This window comes from Proteiniborus sp. (assembly GCF_040308045.1).
In the GTDB taxonomy this organism is placed as follows: domain Bacteria; phylum Bacillota; class Clostridia; order Tissierellales; family Proteiniboraceae; genus Proteiniborus.
In genome coordinates this window covers 15088-37381 of sequence record NZ_JAWRHZ010000051.1, presented here as the reverse complement: position 1 = coordinate 37381, position 22294 = coordinate 15088, and the positions used below count along the sequence as shown (strand labels likewise).

Below are 22294 nucleotides of genomic sequence, written 5' to 3'. Positions count from 1 at the left end.
AATGAATAAGGCATATTTAGGAATAGATATAGGTTCAATCTCTACTAAAGGAGTTATAATAGATGAAAATAATAATATAAAGGCAAAAGAATATTTGTGGTCAGAGGGAGATCCTGTGGGAGCGGTGAAACGACTTTTAATAGCCTTAAGCAAACAGATTGACACAAATGAATACCAAGTTGTGGCTGTAGGGACAACAGGTAGCGCTCGTAAACTTATAGGTGTAATGACTGATGCAGTAGTGATTAAAAATGAAATCACAGCTCATGCTATAGGTACAGCATCTCTTTATCCTGATGTTCGTACTATTTTTGAAATAGGTGGTCAAGACTCAAAAATTATCTTAATTGAAAATGGAATTGTAGTAGATTATGCAATGAATACCCTTTGTGCAGCAGGAACAGGCGCTTTTTTATCAAGTCAGGCACATAGATTAGGAGTTCAGGTAGAGGAATTTGGTAAAATAGCCTTACAATCTAAAAAGCCAACGCAAATTGCTGCTCGTTGCACAGTTTTTGCAGAATCTGATCTTGTTCATAAGGCACAGATTGGTTATAAAAAAGAAGATATTATTGCTGGTTTATGCAAATCTGTTGTTGCTAATTACCTTAATAATGTAGGGAAAGGAAAAAAGATAGTACCTCCAATAGTTTTCCAAGGAGGAGTTAGTAAGAACGAGGGTGTAGTAAAAGCCTTTGAGGATGTGACTGGCTATCCAGTGACAGTAGATCCAAACAGCCATTTAATTGGTGCTTTAGGTGTAGCCATACTAGCTAAAAAATCCAGAGTAGAAAAAGACTTTACTTTTGATATAGCAAATATTGAATTTATAACTAAAGGCGTAGAATGCGGAAAATGCTCTAATAACTGCGAAATTATTTGTGTATACAAAGACAATGAATTGATTGATGCATGGGGCAATAAATGTGATAATGGAGCAATAAAAACTCGCAGGGATAAGAAAAATTAACAGTCAATTAGGCACTCAAGAAAGTGAGTGTCTTTTTTAATCACTTTACATCGAACATATGTTCTGATATATAATATATAGAAACTATTTTTATGGCTTACATATATTAGACTAACAAAAAATATAATACCAAGGAGGCTTTATTATGTTTATTAATGTCCAGCATATTTCCATGGATGCACCAAATAATAGAAGACCTGGTATTGCTATGGAACCTGAGTATTTGACTATACACAGCACTGCTAATCCAGACAGCACTGCACAAAATGAAAGGGACTGGTTAATTAACCCAAGCAACACTAGAACAGCTAGTTGGCATTTAGTTGTAGATGATAAAGAAGTCATTGAAGCAATACCCCAAAATGAAGTGGCGTGGCATGCAGGTGATGGGAGAAAAGGTACTGGAAATAAAAAGTCCATATCTATAGAGATATGTGAAAGTAATGACAGAGAAAAGACTATTATAAACGCAGTTAAATTATCTGCTAAAATACTTCATGAGAGAAAATGGGGAATTGACCGCTTAAAAAGGCATTATGATTGGAGTGGAAAGCATTGTCCTAGAATACTTGAATGCAATAACTGGTCAGGGTGGGAAAATTTCAAAATAATGGTTTCAAAGGAGCTAGAAGAACTATCTATTAGTACTTGGGCAAAAGAGGCTGTGGATTGGGCTACAAGTTCAGAAATAAATATTACAGATGGAACAAAGCCTAAAGAGTCTATAACTTTGGAGCGCATGATTACTATACTTTATAGATATGATAAGCTAATACAGAAAAAATAATAAAAATATTGTCAGATTAACAGAAATATGTTCGTTTTTGTGTACAATATTAGCGAATTAAGTTATAATACTAATTAGCATTTAAGGTCTAAAATTCATATAGAAAGTAAAAAGAATTTTTTTCCATTCATTAATTGTTAGAGTTGATAAAAGGAGGCGATTTAATGGACTATAAAAAAACTGGTATTCAAGAATATCATGAATTATCACAAAAAGTTGCTGAAGCTATTAAAGCAGTTCTTGGTATTGACGTTACAATAATGAATGAATGGATGGAAAGAGTAGCAGGAACAGGAATCTATAAGTCCCTAATTAATGACCAAATCGAGAAAAATTCAGCTTTTCATATATGTTTGACTACAGGAAAATCGCAGGTTATTAATAATAGATGTGAGAAAGACCCATTATGTATTGGATGTTCTAGGCTTTTAACTTGTGTCGAGCGAGCTGCAATATGTGTTCCTATTAAGCAAGAAAAAAAGGTCATTGGTGTATTAGGTGTCATTGCCTTTAATGAAGAACAGAAAAATCAGATTACTAGGAATGCGGATATTTATTTAAATTATCTGGAAAAGATGGCTTATCTTCTTGAGGGAAAGTATTCAGAATATGAGACTATTATGGAGAAAAAGTTATTGTCAAATAGAATGAAAGGAATACTTGACACTATAAATTCAGGTGTTGTAATCTATGATGGCAGAGGGAATGTGCTATATAAAAATAATTCCTTAGTTAGAATACTAAATGAAATGGGAATAGAAAATATTGACGATTTCGTAAATGAAATAAGGAAAAATGAACTTCTCCAAAGTTTGTTGGACAATGATGAGTGTACTCGTCCATGTGAGATAGCTATAGATATACTTGGTGTAAAATATAGTCTTCTTGTAACTATTACTTATTTAAAGACTGATAGTTTCTCTAATGAAGTTATGCTGACTATACAAAATATAAACTATTTTAAAAAGCAGGTAATGCAGTCTATTGAAAAAAACCAGGTTAGACTTCAATTTAATAATATTTTAGGAGTATCAGAGAATTTTCTTGAAGTAAAACGATTGGCTGAGAAAGCAGCTTTGTCTGATTCTAATGTATTGATACTAGGTGAAAGTGGAACAGGAAAAGAACTTTTTGCAAGGGCAATTCATAACTTCAGTGCTAGAAAAGAATATGCTTTTGTTCCCATTAACTGTGGTGCTATACCAGACGAATTATTTGAAAGTGAGCTTTTTGGCTATGAAAAAGGTGCTTTTACTGGTGCCTATGCCAACAAGATTGGAAAATTTGAAATAGCAGATAAGGGTACTGTATTTTTAGATGAGATTAGTGAGCTACCCTATAGGTTGCAAGTAAAGCTTCTAAGAATTCTACAAGAAAAGGAAGTATCAAGAATTGGAAGCAATAATATTCACAAGATTGACATTAAAATAATAGCTGCTTCTAACGTTGATTTGCATCAACGAGTCCGGGAAGGCCTTTTTAGAGAAGATTTATACTATAGACTCAATGTCATCCCCCTTAATATTCCTCCATTAAGAAAACGTGAAGAGGATATTATATTTATTGCAAATCATTTTGCTGACTATTATTCTAAAATTTTAAAGAAAGATATTGTGGGATTAAGCCACGATGCCATGTCATTGCTTTTAAAGTATCCTTGGCCAGGAAATGTACGAGAACTTCAAAATCTTATAGAATATGCTGTAAATTTTGAGACTAGGAATATGATATGTAGTGAATTGATAGAGAAAAGGCTGTTAACTAATCAAGAAAAATGTAAACTAATTGATTGTTTTGAAGGCAAATCTCTGGGAGTTTCTTTAAAGGAGCTAGAAAAACAGCTTATAAGTAATTGTATAAATAAGTTTGCATTTTCTAACAGCAAGGATTATATGGTACAGCAGGTGTGTGAAGAATTGGCTATAAGTCGCGCAACATTTTATAGAAAAATCAAGGAGCTGGACATTAATCTCAACAATGAGAATTATCTCAATAATGAGATTTAGCTATTTTACAATGATGTAATTGAATAAAAGTATCTATACTTCCGTAGGCAATCTCACAATTGAGATTTTCAGCTAGGGATGTATAGGAAAATAGACCTCTTTTTCGTGGCACAATACTTGCATTGATTTATGTATAGATATGTATAAGAACTATATGACCGTGTAAGGGAGGTGTTTCTATTTCTATAAATTTAGAAATAATAGCATGGTTATAGATGTATTTTTAAGACAAAAGAACAGGACATGGGAGGAATAAGTATGAAAAAAGTAATTGTTTTTGGAAGTAAGCATTGACCAGGTTGTGCACCTGTGAAAGAGTTTCTTTCAAATGAAAATATTAAATTTTTATATCTAGATATTACTGAAAATATGTTAAACTTAAAAAATTTCTTAAAATATAGGGATACTGCACCTGAATTTGATGAAATTAAGAAAGCTGGTAGAGTAGGGCTTCCTTGTATCGTAATCAATAATGGTGAGGAAATAGTTTTTGACAAGGATTTATTAAATCTTGAGGAATTGAGGATTAAATAAGGAGGTTAACCAAGTTGATAAAAAGTCTTGGAGTGTCATTCGAGAAAATGTATAAACGCCCTTTTTATAAAGCACTATTGTTTATATTTGGAATTCTTTCTCTTCCTTTTGTTTTTATTAAGTATATGAAAAACAAACAAAACAATGGTTACATCAGATTAAGAGAAAGTATTTATCAAAGGCTTGAACAAGATGGCGTTAAAGATGAAATATATAGTAAAGCTCAGGAACAATTGAGAAATAAATTATCATTTTTTAAGAAAGAATTGAGTAATGAAGAATTTGAACGCCAGGTTAAAGAAATTACAAACAAGCAATTTAATGAAATAATAAAACATGAATTAAATACAATGTCTAAGCAGCAAAAAGTAAGCAATGTTACTTTTTGTAGCACATTTGTGGAGATGTTTAATAACAAGCTGTTTCTTACTGTATCAATAATTTTATCTTTTCCAATGTATTTAGTGATTTTGATTTTTAGTAATCCTTATTCAAAATATATATTCGAAAGACTTTTTATGATGGTCTTTGTTATATTTGGAGTTACTTGGCTTGTATTTACAATATTGTATTTATCACCAATGGACCCAGCAGCCAACATATTGGGTCAAACAGCGACTCCAGACCAGGTTGCACAGTTTAACAGTATTTATGGACTTGACAAGCCTTATCATATTCAGCTTTTAAATACATTTAAAAGTTTATTTTCATTTGATTTAGGAAAGTCCTATGTAGGAAATGAGGATGTGTTAACAGCCATTATGCGAAAGTTCCCTGTAACATTGCAATTGACTTTTGCATCACTTATTATTGCTGTACTCATTGCGATACCTGCAGGAATTATTTCTGCAATAAAGCAATATTCATCATTCGATTATATATTTATGCTAGGGGCTTTACTTGGACTATCTATACCAAATTTCTGGCTTGGACTAATTATGATACTAAATTTTTCTATAAAGATGAAATGGTTGCCTGCTACCTTCATTGTAGGCGATTGGAAAACTCTTATTATGCCTAGTATTGTTTTAGGAACAGGATTGGCAGCTAGCGTGGCTAGAATGACTAGATCTTCTATGCTAGAAGTAAAGAATGCTGATTATATTACTACAGCACGTGCAAAAGGATTAGATGAGAAAAAGGTTATAACTAAACATATACTTGGTAATGCTATGATACCTATTGTTACGGTTATAGGATTACAATTTGGTGGTATGCTTGGAGGTTCTGCAGTTACAGAGAAGGTGTTCAATATAAATGGTATTGGTAGCTTCATAGTGGACAAGCAGTTTATTCCTGACATACCTATTGTACTCGCTGGTGTAGTATATGTTGCAGTAATCATAAGTTTAGCTAATCTAATAGTAGATATAATGTATGCATTTTTGGATCCAAGAATTAAATCCAAAATGAAATCCTATTAAGGAGAGGCAGAGACTATGGAAAACAAACAATATAACAAAAGAATTCAGCAAAGAAAATTAAATAGTTTTCAAGAATATAAAACTTCTACATTTGCATGGGGAGCATCCCTGCTGCTATTTCTAATTATTCTTATTTCAAGTATAGATATAGCAAGTGGTGAGATAAATTATTTGTCTGCAGTAGTTTCTGGAGTATTTTTAGTATCAGGAATTATTCAGTGTCTAGTTACTCTTAAAATTAAAAAAGAGATATTAAAATATGATGATATTAATTCTTCCACAAGAATAATCGGCTATTTCCTTATTCCTTTTGCAATAACAGGAAATTTCTTTATGGCAATAGCTGGATTTACTTTAATTAAAAAAGAAAAAACCATTGAATACAATCTATGTATATATTCGATATTAACTGCTTTTACAATTATGCTTATATCCGCATTAAATTTATTTAAAGGATATGTAGCTAATACATTTATGCTTGGAATGGGCCTATTACTTGGCATTACTTTGTTCTATGTATTTACTATGTATATGGTATCAAAGCATGTTAAGGGTAAAAAGGTTGATAAAAAACTAGTTCCACTTGCAATACCTCTTATTCTGAGTATAGGAATAGGTAATATATTTGCATTTATTCTAGGTTTAATCATTATTAGCAAGACAAGACACAAAGATGAAGAGATATCTATTGAATGGATTGATGTTTTAAGAAGATTATTTAGAAACTATATGTCAGTATTAGGTATGTTTGTAGTGACACTTCTTATATCATTATCTATTTGTAGTTATCTAACATTTGATTATTCTATAGCTATAGATAATAACTATTCTGCTATACTTTTGTCACCTTCACTAGAGTATCCTTTTGGGACTGACAATTATGGTAGATGTGTATTTACAAGAATCGTATTTGGCGCTAGAATTTCTCTAATAGTGGGTACAATTGCTACTATAGTACCAATTATTATTGGTGGAATTTTAGGAGCACTATCAGGTTATTATGGAAAGAAAGTAGATAACATAATCATGAGATTATTGGACGTGCTTTATGCTGTTCCAGGAATACTTTTGGCAATTGCTATAGTGGCTGCTTTTGGGGCCAGTACAATGAACTTGATTTTAGCTTTAAGTATCGGTTCTGTACCTATGTATGCAAGAACTGTTAGAGCTACTGTTATGAGTATTGCTAATCAGGAGTTTGTTGAAGCAGCTAAAGCCTGTGGCGCAAAAGATTTTACTATAGTGTTTAAACATATAATACCTAATTCTTTGGCACCAATTATCGTAAGGGCAACTCTTGGAATAGGAGGAGCTGTTCTTTCAACAAGTTCTTTAAGCTATCTTGGATTAGGTGTTGAGCCGCATATTCCAGAATGGGGAAATATTCTTAAGATTGGAAGTGCTTATCTTGAGACAAGCCCTTATTTAGCTGTTTTTCCAGGATTGGCGATCATCTTGATTGTTTTAGCATTTAACTATTTTGGTGATGGTCTTAGAGATGCATTAGATCCTAAGTTGAAGTAAGGAAGGAGGGGTTATTTTGGAAAATAAAAAAATATTGGAAATAAAAAATCTTCATGTTCATTATATTACGGAAGATGAAACAGTTAGAGCAGTTAATGGTGTAAACCTATCCTTACAGCAAGGAGAAAGTTTAGGGTTAGTAGGTGAAACTGGAGCTGGTAAAACGACTACAGCATTGTCTATAATGCAGCTAGTACCATATCCCCCTGGTGTCATTACTGAAGGTGAGATTATATTCCAAGGCAAAAACCTTATTTACAATACAGATAAAGAGAATCAGCAAATGAGGGGAAATGGTATCTCTATGATATTTCAGGACCCAATGACTTCTCTAAATCCAATAATGACAATAGGAGAACAGCTGGTAGAAGTTGTTTTAACTCATAAAAAGGCAAGTAAAGAAGAGGCAAAAAAACAAGTTATTGAATTATTAAAGATTGTAGGGGTAAAAGAAGATAGATTCAATGATTATCCTCACCAATTTTCTGGCGGTATGAAGCAGAGAGTAGTTATCACTATGGCTCTTTTGTGTAACCCTCAGCTTTTAATTGCAGATGAACCTACTACAGCACTAGATGTGACTATACAAGCTCAGGTTTTAGATATTATTCGTGATTTGCAACGTAAGTACAACATGTCTATGATACTCATTACTCATGACTTAGGTGTTGTTGCTGAAACCTGTGATAAAGTTGCTATTATGTATGCTGGTGAGATTGTAGAGACTGGTACAATAGAGGAAGTATATACAAATGCAAAGCATCCTTATACTAGAGGGTTGTTTGAATCAATACCAAAGCTAGATGAGGACAGTGAAAAATTGATACCTATTCCTGGTAGTACTCCTAATGCTGCAGCATTACCAAGTGGATGCTTCTTCCATCCAAGATGCAAATATAAGCAGGATATATGTGAGGAAATATCACCACCTGTTCAAGGAGAAGGACACTGCTATAAATGTCATTTTTCATTATTTGAAAAGGAGCAATAATTATGAGGCCTTTATTGGAAGTTAAAAACCTAAAAAAATATTTCAATGTACCTAATGGGTATTTACATGCAGTTGATAATGTAAGCTTGTCAATTAAAGAAGGGGAAACTTTAGGGATTGTTGGAGAATCAGGATGTGGGAAAAGTACATTGGGAAGAGTTATTCTTCGTCTTCACGAGCCTACATCTGGAAACATAATTTATGATGGAATGGACATTACAACATTTAATAAAGAAGAGATGCGTCAGATGAGAAAGCACATGCAAATTATTTTCCAGGACCCTTATGCATCTCTAAATCCAAGGTTTACAATCTCACAAATTATTGAAGAACCTTTGAAGCTACACAAAGTGTATAAAAGCGACAAGGAAAGAAAAGAGAGAGTTGAGAGTCTCATGGAATATGTAGGTTTATCTAAGCGTGCATACAACCTATATCCTCATGAATTTGATGGGGGGAGGCGTCAGCGTGTTGTTATTGCTAGGGCACTAGCAATAAATCCAATGTTTATTGTATGTGATGAACCAGTAAGTGCGTTAGATGTTTCTGTACAAGCTCAGATTTTGAATTTAATGATGGAGCTTCAAGAAAAACTTGGACTTACTTACATTTTCATATCACATGACTTATCAGTTGTTAAGCATATATCTAACAATATTGGTGTTATGTATTTAGGTCAACTTATAGAAAAAGCACCAAAGAAGGATATTTTCAAACAACCACTACATCCATACACTATAGCCTTGTTATCTGCTATACCTTCTACTAATATCAAGGTTAAGAAAAAGAAGATTATTCTTAAGGGAGAAATAGTATCGCCTATTAATCCTAAGCCTGGATGTAGATTTTCAGTTAGATGTCCATTTGCTACAGAACAATGCATCAAAGAAGATCCTCAACTTATTGAGGTTGAAGAGGATCATTTTGTAGCTTGCTTTAGATACAAAGAGATTAAGAATGGAACATTGCATTTTGATACTAAGTAGTTAGTTTTTGTAATTTTCATAGGGAGGTGGTATAGTACAGAAGCCCTAAATAATTTTAATTATATAGTATTCAATAAAACTAACAAAGGAGAGATAAAATAATGAAAAAAACACTTGCTTTATTATTAGTTGCAGTTTTGATGCTTGGAGTATTATCAGGCTGTAATGTAAAAACAAAAGACCAAGTATCTGGTGGAAATACAGATGCAGATTCAAATGCACAACCAGTTGATATTACATTATTGTCTATGAGTGCAAACGAAAAAGACGTTAATATTGTAAGAGACCAGCTTTCAAAAGCAGGATTTAATGTTAAATTAAATATACAACCAGACTACGGCAGCTTTGTTGGACAAAAAGATGCAGGTAACTATGACTTAGCAATTTCAGGCTGGACTACAGTTACAGGAAACCCTGATTATGCTGTAAGATCTTTATTTACAACAGGTGGAGACTACAATGATTATGGTTTATCAAATCCAGATCTTGACAAACTTGTAGAAGAAGCAGCAACTCAAACACCTGATCAATATGTTGAGACTTACAAAGAATTTGAAAAGATACTTGTTGAAGAAAATGCATATATTATTCCACTATATTCAAATTATAAAAGCCAGGCAATAAACAAAGAAGTATTGAAGCTAGATAGCGTTAGACTAAGTAAATCTCGTTCATTACCATGGGAAGAACTTGATTTTGTTGATGAATCAAAAAGAACAACCGAACCATTCTTATTTAGCCAAACTATGTCTTCACTTACTTCACTAGACCCTATTAAAGGTAATGATGGTTCTATCAATATTCTTAACACTAATCAATATGTAAGATTAGTAAATCTTACAGACGACGATGAGGTAACTTCAAAAGGTTCTTTATCTTATAACAATGTTATAGGAGAAGGAAATAAAGAATACTACTTTGTATTAAGAGATGATGTAAGATTTGCTAAAGTTCAAGATAAAAAAGCTGTAGATTCAGGTGAACTTGTAGGAGCCGAAGATGTTGTTTTCTCAATGAACAGAGCAAAAGACAAAAACTCAGTTCCAGACCATAGAACATACAGCTTACACTCAAGCATGGATAAAATTGAAATTGTTACTGATTTGGCAGAGTTAGAAGCTAAAAAAGTATCTGGAAAAGACACAACTGTGAAAGAAGCATTAGAAGAAGGCTTATCAAGCCCAATTAGCCAGCTTGTTACTAATAAAAATGATGTAAAAAATGCTGAAGGTAAATACCAAGTAGTTAAGATTACTACTAACAAACCATTCCCACAAGTATTAAATTATTTAGCTCATCAATCTGCAGGTATTGTTTCTAAAGCACAAGTAGAAGCAGTAAACACTTATGATGTAGCTACTTATGACAGAAATAAAGATATAGCTTATGGTGATCAAACTACTATTACTGAAGGCGCAACATATAACAATACACTAGCTACTAGTGGACCATATATTGCTATTTACAAAAATGACTATGAAGTAGTATTTGAAAAGAACCCTGGATATATGCCAGGAACAGAGCATGAACCAAGAATATCAAAAGTAGTTGTTAAATTCATCAAAGATGCTGACAGCTCACTTTCAGCTTTTAGAAGTGGTGAAGTTCATCTACTATATAGTGTTCCAGAAGATAAATATTCATTAGTTGAAGGTGACGAAAAATTATTCCTTCAAAAGAGACCAAGCAATGGAGTTGCTTATGCATTCTTTAACTTAAAAGGAGACAGCAAATTCTCTGATGTTAATTTGAGAAAAGCAGTTCTAAATAGCATAAACCAAGATGAGTTCTTAGCAGTATATAACAATTTAAAGATTAAAGCTTACTCTACACTTTCAACATTAATAGACACTGGAAATGTTCATAATGCTGACCCAGCTAAAGCAAAAGAATATTTAAATAAATACTGGGAAAGTCAAAAATAGCCTAAAAAGCAAGTAGAAAGATAAAATTATAAGATGAAACAGAAGACAGATAAGTATTATTTTTCTGTCTTCTGTTTTTTAGCTATTGTTTAAGTGACTAGCAAAAAATATAGTTTCGCAACACAAATTTGCTCATTATGTTTGACTGACTTGTGACTTTCTTTATAAATCAGGTTAGGTCAAAAAAAATTCTAAGCCATACATAATATTACATCTTATGGATAAAATATTATCGAATTACTATAAGAAAGGAGTTTATGTATGGCAAAGAATAAAAACAATAACAAAGACAAAAACAACAACCTAAACAATTCAAACAGAAATGACAACAAGAACAACAAAGACAATAATAACAAAGATAACAGAGACAACAGAGATAGATAGTTTTTATTAAAGCTATCATGCACTTATTCTAGGTGCGCAATTATAGAAAGCCACATAAATATGTGGCTTTCTATAATTTATTTTGATTGTTTAAAATAAGTATCTATTATTTTTTCTGCAAGCCTTTTTTGAGAATATGATTGAGTGATAAGTGCAAGGACTAACATTATAAGTTCTATCTTTGGAGAAGTTTCATTATTTTTGTCTGATATTTTTTCCTTAATGCTTGAAAATCTGTCATCAAAATTTTTACTGAGGTTTTCTAATTCTTCTTTTTTAATTTCGATAAAGGAAGTATAAATTTTTTCTAAGGAAATACTATCATTTGTATCATCAAGTTCAATTTCTTTAGTCAATGGAGCAAGTAAGGATTTTATATCGTTTATTGATAATATTTGTTTTAGGTAATATATAAGTATAAGTAAAATCATGTGATTTTTACTATATTTTTTACTTTTAGGAGGTATTATGACTTTATCTTTAGTATAATTATTTATCATAGTTTTAGTTAAAATAGAATCTTTCTCATCTCTTTTTAAATGCTGTAGCTTATCATCAAAAAAAGTAGTTACTTGATCCATATAAAGGTCTATACATGGAATATCTCTTATGTCTATTTCATTAAATATAGATATTTCTTCTACAAGTTTATAGAGCTTATCTTCTTGAATCTTCATACAATCACCTCTTGTATATTATAACACATAATAAAAAATAAATAGAAATAAAAAATTGTTATGTAGTTTTTATGTGAATAGTGATATAATAATATGTAGTAATAAAAACTACATACAAGTTTTTCTACAAAAAACTTGTTTATTTTTTTAAAAAGTGTAATAATTAATAAAACACATAATGAAACTCTAGGAGGAAAGCTAATGAAATTTAAGGTTATTGCTGATAGCTGTTGTGATTTTAACAAAGAACTACGTGAATCTGTAAATATTAAACTAGTTCCGTTGACAATACATATTGACGATAAAGTATATACAGATGACGAAAATTTAGATATAAAAGAATTATTAAGAGCGATGAGTTCCTCTGAAAAAGCTCCACAGACTGCAAGTCCTTCTCCGGGAGATTTTATGCGAGAATATGAAGAAGCAGAAAATATTTTTGTAGTTACATTATCTTCTATGCTAAGCAGTACCTATAATCATGCTATGATGGCTAAAAAAATGGTGCTAGAAGAATTTCCAAATAAATTCATACATGTTTTTGATTCTCTCAGTGCATCAGTAGGTGAAACTTTAGTTAGTTTAAAGATACTTGAGGTTTTAAAAAATGAACAAGATCCTCCTAAAATAGTTGAGAAGGTAAATGAATACATAAATAATATGAAGACATTTTTTGTCTTAGAATCACTTGAAAATTTGATAAAGGCTGGAAGAATGAGTTTGCTAAAAGGGAAAATTGCTTCACTCCTTTCAATTAAGCCAATTATGAGAGGAACTGAAAAAGGCGAAATTAGTATGTTGGAAAGTGTAAGAGGTTCCAAAAAAGCCTTTAAAAGACTAGTAGAAGTAATAGGAGAACAGGGAGAAAAACTAGAGGATAAAATTTTAGGGATAGCTCATTGTAACTGTTTAGAAAAGGCTCTAAAATTTAAAGAAGAGGTTCAGCAAAGATACAAGTTTAAGGATATCATAATAGTTGATACTGCAGGCATCAGCACAGTATATGCAAATGATGGTGGATTAATCATTGCATTCTAACAAGAGACTCTTAAGATTGGGTGAAAACTGTCACCCCGAGCAAGGGAATGGGTCTCAAATGGAGTTAAATAGAGATTCTTTACTGAGTTCATAATGACAAAATCGTACAAAAAGTGAATTCTCACACAGTCTGATTTCTCTGTTGCTCAGGATGGCAACTAATTCACGGGACATTAGTCTTTTGTGAAGTTGTCACCCTGAGAGTAGAGAAGGGGCTAGAGAACCTTCAATAAACCATTCTTCAAACAACTACTTAAAGAAATCTTTTTTAAGCTGTTATTGTCAAAAAGTATCTCAATTTTATCCTTACTTAAGCGTTGAACCTTACCCTTGCCAAATTTAGAATGTATAACTTCGCATCCTACTCTAAGATCACTTTTAGCTTGTTTTTCTTGAAGCATTAGCATTATGTTATGAAGTTCTTTTACAAATCTTGAGCTTTCAACTTTTTCATTATTTATATAATCCAGTGTAACAATATCTAAAAGAGACTTAGCCCTAGTCATACCTACATAAAAGAGTCTTCTTTCTTCCTCTAAAGGCTTTGAGTTTCCTTCTTCGTATGCTTCTATAGTAGATGATGATGGGAATTCTCCATCTATTAAATCAACCATGTATACTTCTTCAAATTCTAAGCCCTTTGCAGAATGTATGGTAGATAGATGTACTGCATTTTTACCTCTATTATACTTAGAATCGTCAATATTTTTTTGTAACTTTTGAAGCTTTTCTAAAAATTCGGGGATACTTTTAGTTTCTTTAGCTATAATCTTAATATTTGATACTATAGATTTTATCCCTTCATAAGAATATCCTAGGCTCTTGCAGTTATCCTTTAAATAACTGGCATATTCCAATTCCTTTTCTATAAATAGAATTCCATCATAGGGGCTTTTTCGTGATAATAGCCTAAACTCTCTGCTGAGTTTTCTAATGTTTTCTAGTTGAAAGTATTGAAAGCCTGGAAATTCTAGAAGTAAATCGAATACAGTTTCAGAACTTTTAGCATCTAGTACATAATTCATAGCATTTTTTGAAATGTATCTATTCATTTTATAATATATTTTTTCAAAGGAAACCTTATCCCTTGGATTTAGGGCAACATTAAAAAAAGCTATTATATCCTTCAATACCCAGTGATTAAAAAAATTCAACTTAGAATCCCGGACATAAAAGGGTATGTTGTGTCTTGAAAAGCTTTCCACAATACCTATTAGGGATAAATTGTTTCTAAATAATATGGCAGTATTATAATAGCATTGTTTTTTTCTTAGGCTATCTATTAAATAATTATACTGCTGATATTCATCTCTTACTTTTACAATGGTTATTGGCCGGTTATTTGGGTTTGATGTAGTTAGGTTTTTTGTATATCTACTAATATTTTGCTTTATGAATTCATTGCAAATGAATACTATATTATTAGAAGAACGATAGTTTTTTTCCATGTAGAACATTTTAGCATTAGGGTAGGTTTCCTTGAATTTTAACAGTTCTTCTGGGACAGCTCCTCTAAAACCATATATGCTTTGGTCATCGTCAGCTACTATAAAAAGATTATCATTTAGCTTTGAAATAGATTTTATGATTTCATTTTGTATTCTTGATGTATCTTGTCCCTCGTCTACTTGTATATATTTAAACCTATTTCTATATTTGCTTAGTATATTGGAATTGGACTGAAGGATTTCATAAGCTAATGAAAGCATATCATCAAAGTCTATATAATGATTATCTTTTTTATATCTTTCATAAATATTGTAAATATTACTAAATCCGTTAATGGAATTGTTATTGGTCCTAATGTAATCTTCAACATCTAGCATCATGTTTTTAATGTAGCTTATGGTGCTTTGTAGTTCCTCTAATTTGTCATCATTGATAAATGCATTATTCACCTTTCTATATATGTCTCTCAATATAGAAGCTTTGTTTGCAGAAGAGCTATCTCCTTCTATTAGAGTATAAGAGGTTTTAGCCAAGTATGCATAGTCTCTGACTATTGAATAAGCAAAACTGTGGATAGTTGAAAATATAGTTTTACTTCCAATACTATGTCCAAATATTAAAGAAAATCTATCCTTCATATCTCTTGCTGCTGCTTTGCTGAAAGTAATAGACAATATATTTTCTGGCCTAATATTATGTTTTAATATCATATGCGCAGTTCTAGATATAAGTACTGTAGTTTTCCCAGCACCAGGTACTGCTAATACTATTGCAGGACCGTCCTTATGTAATACAGCTAATTTTTGCTGTTCATTTAAATCTATTTTATATTTACTCTTTAGTAAATCAAAAAAAGTGCTACTCAAGTCTATACCCCTTTCAAATCAATATAACATATTATATTTTATCATAATTAATGTTGTTTAGGAAATTAAGAACATAACCATTATTTTCAACATATTAAGTGGGAAACTTTTTGAAATTGTAGTAAAATATATAGTAATAATAGACTGCAAACAAAGTATCGAAAGAATTTTTATTATTTTTAACTAAAGACAAACTTGTTTTAAAGTCAGATAATAATAGGGAGGGGTACTTGGTGAATGGACATAAGGGTGAATATGTTAAGTCATTTGATGGCACTGAACTTTATTTTGTAAAGAACATACCAGAAGATATAAAAGGAATTGTTATAGTGGTCCATGGATTTGCAGAGCACTTAGGAAGGTATGAATATGTAACAAAGAGATTAAATAACCGTGGTTATGGAGTCTATAGATTTGATAATAGAGGCCATGGCAAAACCAAAGGTGAAAAAGGGCATATTGAGAAATTTGAGTATTTTTTATTAGATACTGATACAATTGTTAAAATAGCAAAAGAAGAGAATCCATCTATTCCTATTTATATGCTAGGACATAGTATGGGAGGACTAATAGCTGCAACATATGGAACTGAGTATAGGGACAAGCTTAATGGACAGATTCTATCAGGAGCTGCAATAGCTAAATCACATCAGGTCAAAGGGATAAAGGGTTGTATTTTTGAAGCTTTAAATAAGATATCACCAAGAACAAGAATAAAAAACCCTATCGCTGACACATTATGTAAAAATCAAGACGTTGTAGAGAATTATCTTAGCGATCCACTAAACTTAAAAGATGCTACATTGAATTTCTATGTTGAGTTTTTGATTAAAGGTGTAAAGCTTCTTGATAAGAATATAGACTTGTATAGGTATCCTTGTTTAATTTTACATGGCAGTGATGATAAGATTGTACCTAAGAAATCCTCTGAAAGTTTTTTTAGAAGAATACGCTCAATTGATAAAAGGATAATAATATATGAAGGACTTTATCATGAAATATTGAATGAAAAAACAAAAGATAATATAATTGATGATATATGCAATTGGTTAGACAATCAAAATAGCACAAATAGCAAACTAAATAACTAAAAACAAATCTTTTTTCATTTACTACTTAATATCGACAAAAAATGACTGATTTTTTAAATTTTTTGTGTTAAAATTTTATTAATACATGAAAGCCGAGGAGTGATGTAGAGTGGAGGAGCTTAACATTTTAAGCCCTGGACAACGTCTTAAAAAAATAAGAAAGATGTTAAAACTGAGGCAAGATGAATTAGCAGGAGGCAAATTTTCTAAGAACTACATCTCTATGTTTGAAAACAATAAAAGATCTATTAATGCAATTAATGCTACTTATTTGGCAAATCAAATTAATGAGTTTGCTAAGGCTAAAGGAAAAGACTTGAATATAACTGCCTCATATTTATTAAAAAGTGATGTAGATATGGCTAAAGATAAGTGTGAAAAATGGTTACAAGAAGTTGAATTTAATTTAAATACTAATGATAATAGCTGCAATTTAAATCTCTTTAAGATAATTCACGTATCATCAAAGTATGGATTAAATGGTTTCAAGGCAAAGGCTTTATATTTGAAAGGTTTATTGTCTTTATATAATGAAAGACATCAATGTGCAATGACTCAATTGTTAGGAGCATTAGTTTATTATGCTCAGGAAAACGATTTCGTGTATGTAAGCAATATTTATGAGAAACTAGGTATTATATTGTATAATAAAAAACAGCTAGGTCAAGCACTTGTATATTTTAATTTGTCATATGAGATAATCAAAAATAGTAAAATTATTAATAGAGATAAGCTTGAAGAACTAAATTATTATATAGCATTATGCTATTATGACTTACAACAGTATATAATTGCACAAAAAATGCTAGGTATGGTAGAAACAAAAAGCTTCAAAGTATCAGAATTATCTAATAGAATAAATAGGGCACTTGTAGTTTAGGTGTTATATTAAATAAAGAGAAAGCAAATGCTTTCTCTTCTCTTTACTTATGAGATACAACTTCTGTTAGCTTATCCATAGCAGTACTAACTAATCTAGAGGACTCTATTTGGATTCCAGACATATCTTTAAGTTTATCAATTTCAGAATTGATTTTATTTACTTCTTCAGATATCTTACCTAGTAGTTCACTGATTTCTGAGGCGAATTTTTCACTATTGCCTGCTAATACTTGTACTTCTTTAGCTACTACTGAAAAGCCTCTGCCATGCTCTCCTGCTCGTGCAGCCTCTATGTTTGCATTTAATCCTAGTATCTTAGTTTGGTTAGCTATCTTATTTACGTATTGAATTACTTTATCGCTTTCTTCTATGTATTTATTTGAAGCATTAGTTGAGACAAAGAGTTTATCACTTACACTATGAATTTCATCGATAGAATTATAAATTGATTGTAAGTTTTCTTGAACCGAGGTGGATGTTTGGTTTATGACCTCAATTTGTTTATTCATTTTTTCTAAGGTATTCATATTTCCTTCAACTAAAGTGGATACTAATAAAGCAGCATGTGAATCAATTATTTTGTATTTATTTTCGAATTTTTCTATTAGAATATCAGCAACTTTTTTGGCACCAGTTGCTTCAATTATCATATCTACAGGTACAGAAGATATATCATCAATGGATGATGAAAATTTTATTCCTAGTTTTTTTGCTAAAGCTATACCAGGAGCTTCAAGGTCTAAATCAACAACTATAGTAATATATATACCATCAATTGCAGTTAATGATTCAATAAGATTTGTTCCTCCTTTACCTGCTCCTACTATTGCAATATTCATAGTAATACGCCCCCTTTAGATTGTTCACTACCTAAATTCGACAAGAAAGAGGAAATTCCTGCTATTATTAAATAAAATGTATTATACTGCTCTATAATCATAGTGTATAATAAATATGAGGATATCTATTGTAGTAAAAAAGTATTAATATTACGAGGTGATATATTGTTATATGTAGGAATTATTTTTATATTATTAGGATTATATAGTTTTTTAAGTGATATTATTGATATGAGTACTTTAGTTAACCAGAAAGCAATAGTAAAAAGAAAGCATACTATAGTAGATGGTTATTTTAAACTTAAATTAGTTGTAGGGAGTTTTTCTATAATAGTAGGAATTCTTTCTATAGCAAATTACTTACTATATTAAAAGGGTGTAATTATGAGGAAAAATATAGCACTGATTATATTTATAATGTTAGTTTTGTGTTTTAGTACATATGGCTACAGCATAGCTAGTGGTGAAAAAACATTGATTATTGTATTAGATGAACTTGACTTTAGTAAATCAGAAAAAATAATTGAAAATAATGCATCCCTAGGTCTTATGAGCATTAAAACCGCTGAGCTATACCAAGAGGGCAGCAAAGAAAGCTTTTTTATGACTATGGCAGCGGGAAGAAGGCTCAAAATAAATGGAGGTTTATACCAAGGAGTTCATAATACTGATAATGGTTCAATAAAGGTTGAGGGCTATAATAACATATTTAAAGAATATAGATATAGATATCCTGCATTTTCCCGGGAAATCAGCATATTAGGCGATACACTAAGAAAAAGTGGAGTTAGGACAGGATTTATAGGAGAGGGGCCTTCATCTCTATTAATAGCAGATAAAGAAGGAAATATAGATAAAGGAATAATAAATATTAATTATGACTATGAATGGCTTATGGATAAAACCCATGAGCTATTTAGAACTGTAGATGTTTTGGTAGTTTCTTATGATACAAACGGACAACAAGATAGACTTCAATTATTAAAGAAATATATGAATGAATTTAATGATCTTCAGATTCTTGCTTTTCCTGAAAATGTAAAAGGTGATATTTCCTATAGATGGAACAAGACCCTTGTACCTCTAATATATAAGGACAATGAGAACAAGGTAGGTATATTAACTAGTAATACTACAAGAAGAGATGGTTTGGTAGCTAATTTAGATATTAAGGCTCATATTGAGGCAAAATATGGTGTTGGAAAAGAAGCTAATATAGGTAATGAAATGGAAGTAATTGAAAGCTCTGATATTATTGTAAAAAATGATAACAATCTTCTTGAGTTTTTAAACTTAAACATAATTAAATATGTTTTTCATGGATACTTAATAGTTACTCAGCTTTATATTTTATATGATTATATTTTCAGAAAGAAAAGGAACATTCAAAAGTATGAGCTTATTATGACAAGTATCCTTTTGTGTATTTTAATCTCTATATTATATGGAGTATTTGATTTCCACAGGTTTATTATAACATATTGTGTTATTACGATTATTACTTCATTAGTAATATCGAAGATTTTAATTGATAGAGGAATTAACTCTATTACAACTATATCAATAATAACTAATATAATGATTTTAATTGGTGTATTTTTTAATATTGATATGATTTATGATTCATTTATAGGCTACAACAACATTGTTGCAGCAGGAAGATTTTATGGACTTAATAATGATATTATGGGAGTGTTAATAGGGACAGCTATCATTACATTTTATGAATTGAAAAAATTGATATTTAACTATGCACCATCAGTTCTAGCATTACTATATGTTCCATTATTAATATTAGCCTTATCTGGAGGTTATGGAGCCAATGCAGGTGGATATATTACTTCTATTGCTCTATTTTTAATATTGTCATATGTGACTTTATTTAGTAGGAGCAAAGATAAAAAAAGTTTTTTCATATTGTTCGGTATAGGATTAATCATTTTGATGGTCAATATATATATTGACGTTAATAGTGTAAATACAAGCCATGCAGGTAGTCTTATTGAACGTATTAAAATATTTGGCTTTAATGAGCTAGTTTATATCATAAAAATTAAACTTAAGCAACTCTTAATAATGTCTATTCTGCCACCTTGGAGCATTATTATTTTATTTCAATTACTTTTTATGAGGAAATTTTATAGAAAGGAAAAGATGCTTTTTAAGCATATAACTGAAACTGGTGTTGAATCATTTGAAAAATATTATATAATGTTTATAGTGTCAATTATTGCATTTATTATAAATGATACAGGAGCGGTAGCCTTTACATACATAAATACATATTTAATTGCATCTCTTTTCAATGCATATAAATTAGAACTATGGCTGGATGGTGATGATTAAACTATGTTAATTGATTTAATTAGTGAAAACGCCATTGAGTTGGCGGTTAGTACTGAAAACTGGGAGGAAGCTGTTAGAAAAGGCGGAGAACTTCTTGAAAGAAGTGGAGCAGTAGAAAGTAGATATATTGATGCAATGGTAAATATGGTTAGAAAATTAGGGCCTTATATTGTAATATCTAAGGGAGTAGCTTTTCCACATGCAAGACCTGAGGATGGTGTATTGAAAACAGGTATTAGTATTATTACATTAAAAGATGCTATTGAATTTGGAGATGAAGAAAATGATCCTATTAAGCTGGTAATATCATTTTGCTCTACAGATTCAGAAGGACATTTACATGCATTATCTGAACTAGTAGATTTTTTAAGAGATGAAAAAGCTATAAAAAGTATAATGAATGCAAAAAGTAAAAGAGAGGTTATTGACATATTAAAAGAAATTGTGTGAGCGATAGCGAACAAATAAAATCTCCAAAACCTTTTTTCATGTAGCAAAAAAAACATGTATACATAAAATAATAGTGCAAGAGACATGAAATAAGGAGGTTATGTCATGGACGATATGGATAGATATTATTGGGATTCTGAGATGTATCGTAGGTACCCAGAAATGTATCGTAGGTTATATCCAAAAGTGTATGATTGTATATCAAGATACATTAGAGAAAAAGGAGAAGACTGGGATCCTTCAGATAGAGAACTTGAAGAAATGACTGATGAAATATACGAAAGAATGATGAAAGAATGTCCTGAGATAGATGAGGATTTAGATGAAAGAAGATACGGTGTGAGCAGTGATGTAGATGCTATGCAAAGACCTTTTTATGGGAGAAGAAGGATATTTAGAGACTTAATTACTATTATATTGCTAGGTAGCTTGTTAGGTAGGAGAAGAAGAAGGAGAAGATACTACGATTATCCAGGCTATGGATATGGACCAGGGTATTGGTACTAGTTAGAATCTTTTTTTATATTGTAACTTTGACTTAACTCAATAGGTTGAAACATTAAAGGTTGAAAGGATGGATTAATTTCCATCCTTTTTTAATACCCATTGACAGTATATAGTAAATACCTTATAATATTTAGTGTGTCAAAAATATCGTATAACGATATAAAAGGGAGGGAAACTTTGGATATATCAGTAAAAACTGAAAAAATAGTTAAAAATGTAAGAGCAATAAGTAAGATAATACATATGAAACGTCATGAAATAGCACAAAGCAATAATTTAACTCTTGATCAGTTTCATACTCTAATCTTTCTTAACAATGTTGACAAGCCTCCAACTATAGGTGAAATGGCTGCAGAAACTAGCAAAGCACAAAATACAATATCTGAGCGTGTTTCACGACTTGAGGAAAAAGGTTTGGTGGAAAGGGTTAAAGATAAGAAGGATAGGAGAGTAAGCAGAGTAGTTTTAACAAGCATAGGGGCAGAACTTATAAACTCCATAAACTATCAAGCAAGCACTGAATTTGTGAAGAAAGCTTTAATAAATATTGAAGCTGAAGTTGTTGACAATATGCTATATGGACTAGAAGAACTAGCTAAACGTTTAGATGAGGAATAA

Annotated in this window: 21 protein-coding genes; 18 read left to right on the top strand and 3 right to left on the bottom strand. The window is 31.0% G+C overall.

Features of this window, described 5'->3' with window-relative positions:
* Position 1 precedes the first annotated feature (1 nt).
* From ABV008_RS10425 to ABV008_RS10380, 10 genes are all read left to right on the top strand, one after another.
* Complete coding sequence (locus ABV008_RS10425) at positions 2 to 970, top strand: acyl-CoA dehydratase activase (RefSeq protein ID WP_352419762.1); 969 nt, start codon at positions 2 to 4, stop codon at positions 968 to 970.
* Positions 971 to 1115: 145 nt separating this feature from the next.
* Positions 1116 to 1757: a peptidoglycan recognition protein family protein gene (locus tag ABV008_RS10420; RefSeq protein WP_352419761.1), complete on the top strand. Its 642-nt coding sequence runs from the start codon at positions 1116 to 1118 to the stop codon at positions 1755 to 1757.
* A 164-nt stretch (positions 1758 to 1921) separates the two neighbouring features.
* Positions 1922 to 3763 (top strand): sigma 54-interacting transcriptional regulator, encoded by a 1842-nt coding sequence (locus tag ABV008_RS10415; RefSeq protein WP_352419760.1) that lies wholly within the window; start codon positions 1922 to 1924, stop codon positions 3761 to 3763.
* Between the two features lie 309 nt (positions 3764 to 4072).
* Entirely contained in the window at positions 4073 to 4297 is a 225-nt protein-coding gene (locus tag ABV008_RS10410) for a hypothetical protein (RefSeq protein ID WP_352419759.1), read from the top strand.
* Positions 4298 to 4311: 14 nt separating this feature from the next.
* Positions 4312 to 5721 carry an ABC transporter permease gene (locus ABV008_RS10405; protein WP_352419758.1) on the top strand — a complete coding sequence of 470 codons (1410 nt, stop codon included), beginning with the start codon at positions 4312 to 4314 and terminating at the stop codon, positions 5719 to 5721.
* 15 nt (positions 5722 to 5736) lie between these two features.
* Positions 5737 to 7245, top strand: coding sequence for an ABC transporter permease (locus ABV008_RS10400; protein ID WP_352419757.1), 1509 nt, complete (start codon positions 5737 to 5739; stop codon positions 7243 to 7245).
* 16 nt (positions 7246 to 7261) lie between these two features.
* The gene (locus ABV008_RS10395) at positions 7262 to 8236 is read left to right on the top strand and encodes an ABC transporter ATP-binding protein (protein WP_352419756.1); all 975 of its coding nucleotides are present in this window, start codon (positions 7262 to 7264) and stop codon (positions 8234 to 8236) included.
* A gap of 2 nt (positions 8237 to 8238) precedes the next feature.
* Entirely contained in the window at positions 8239 to 9222 is a 984-nt protein-coding gene (locus ABV008_RS10390) for an ABC transporter ATP-binding protein (RefSeq protein ID WP_352419755.1), read from the top strand.
* 101 nt (positions 9223 to 9323) lie between these two features.
* Complete coding sequence (locus tag ABV008_RS10385) at positions 9324 to 11147, top strand: ABC transporter substrate-binding protein (protein WP_352419754.1); 1824 nt, start codon at positions 9324 to 9326, stop codon at positions 11145 to 11147.
* A 261-nt stretch (positions 11148 to 11408) separates the two neighbouring features.
* Entirely contained in the window at positions 11409 to 11531 is a 123-nt protein-coding gene (locus tag ABV008_RS10380; RefSeq protein ID WP_352419753.1) for a hypothetical protein, read from the top strand.
* A 77-nt stretch (positions 11532 to 11608) separates the two neighbouring features.
* Here the strand turns inward: ABV008_RS10380 and ABV008_RS10375 are convergent, their stop codons facing one another.
* The gene (locus ABV008_RS10375; RefSeq protein WP_352419752.1) at positions 11609 to 12208 is read right to left on the bottom strand and encodes a DUF1836 domain-containing protein; all 600 of its coding nucleotides are present in this window, start codon (positions 12206 to 12208) and stop codon (positions 11609 to 11611) included.
* A 201-nt stretch (positions 12209 to 12409) separates the two neighbouring features.
* Here ABV008_RS10375 and ABV008_RS10370 point away from each other — a divergent pair, with 201 nt between their 5' ends.
* A complete protein-coding gene (locus ABV008_RS10370) occupies positions 12410 to 13246 on the top strand; it encodes a DegV family protein (protein ID WP_352419751.1) in 837 nt (278 codons plus the stop codon).
* A 215-nt stretch (positions 13247 to 13461) separates the two neighbouring features.
* On the opposite strand, the gene ABV008_RS10365 is transcribed toward ABV008_RS10370, so the two are convergent.
* Positions 13462 to 15561 (bottom strand): ATP-dependent helicase, encoded by a 2100-nt coding sequence (locus ABV008_RS10365; RefSeq protein WP_352419750.1) that lies wholly within the window; start codon positions 15559 to 15561, stop codon positions 13462 to 13464.
* 233 nt (positions 15562 to 15794) lie between these two features.
* On the opposite strand from ABV008_RS10365, the gene ABV008_RS10360 reads away from it, so the two are divergent.
* Together ABV008_RS10360 and ABV008_RS10355 are read left to right on the top strand one after the other, a co-directional pair.
* On the top strand, positions 15795 to 16652 hold the full coding sequence (locus ABV008_RS10360; RefSeq protein WP_352419749.1) for an alpha/beta hydrolase: 858 nt from the start codon (positions 15795 to 15797) through the stop codon (positions 16650 to 16652).
* Positions 16653 to 16761: 109 nt separating this feature from the next.
* On the top strand, positions 16762 to 17532 hold the full coding sequence (locus ABV008_RS10355; protein ID WP_352419748.1) for a helix-turn-helix domain-containing protein: 771 nt from the start codon (positions 16762 to 16764) through the stop codon (positions 17530 to 17532).
* A 43-nt stretch (positions 17533 to 17575) separates the two neighbouring features.
* Here ABV008_RS10355 and ABV008_RS10350 read toward each other — a convergent pair whose 3' ends face one another.
* Complete coding sequence (locus tag ABV008_RS10350) at positions 17576 to 18373, bottom strand: methyl-accepting chemotaxis protein (protein WP_352419747.1); 798 nt, start codon at positions 18371 to 18373, stop codon at positions 17576 to 17578.
* Between the two features lie 165 nt (positions 18374 to 18538).
* On the opposite strand from ABV008_RS10350, the gene ABV008_RS10345 reads away from it, so the two are divergent.
* The 5 genes from ABV008_RS10345 to ABV008_RS10325 all read left to right on the top strand — a co-directional run bounded on the left by ABV008_RS10345 (position 18539) and on the right by ABV008_RS10325 (position 22294).
* The gene (locus ABV008_RS10345; protein ID WP_352419746.1) at positions 18539 to 18745 is read left to right on the top strand and encodes a hypothetical protein; all 207 of its coding nucleotides are present in this window, start codon (positions 18539 to 18541) and stop codon (positions 18743 to 18745) included.
* Between the two features lie 12 nt (positions 18746 to 18757).
* Positions 18758 to 20719: a hypothetical protein gene (locus ABV008_RS10340; protein ID WP_352419745.1), complete on the top strand. Its 1962-nt coding sequence runs from the start codon at positions 18758 to 18760 to the stop codon at positions 20717 to 20719.
* Between the two features lie 3 nt (positions 20720 to 20722).
* Positions 20723 to 21169 carry a PTS sugar transporter subunit IIA gene (locus tag ABV008_RS10335; RefSeq protein WP_352419744.1) on the top strand — a complete coding sequence of 149 codons (447 nt, stop codon included), beginning with the start codon at positions 20723 to 20725 and terminating at the stop codon, positions 21167 to 21169.
* 105 nt (positions 21170 to 21274) lie between these two features.
* On the top strand, positions 21275 to 21676 hold the full coding sequence (locus ABV008_RS10330; RefSeq protein ID WP_352419743.1) for a hypothetical protein: 402 nt from the start codon (positions 21275 to 21277) through the stop codon (positions 21674 to 21676).
* Between the two features lie 177 nt (positions 21677 to 21853).
* On the top strand, positions 21854 to 22294 hold the full coding sequence (locus ABV008_RS10325; RefSeq protein ID WP_352419742.1) for a MarR family winged helix-turn-helix transcriptional regulator: 441 nt from the start codon (positions 21854 to 21856) through the stop codon (positions 22292 to 22294).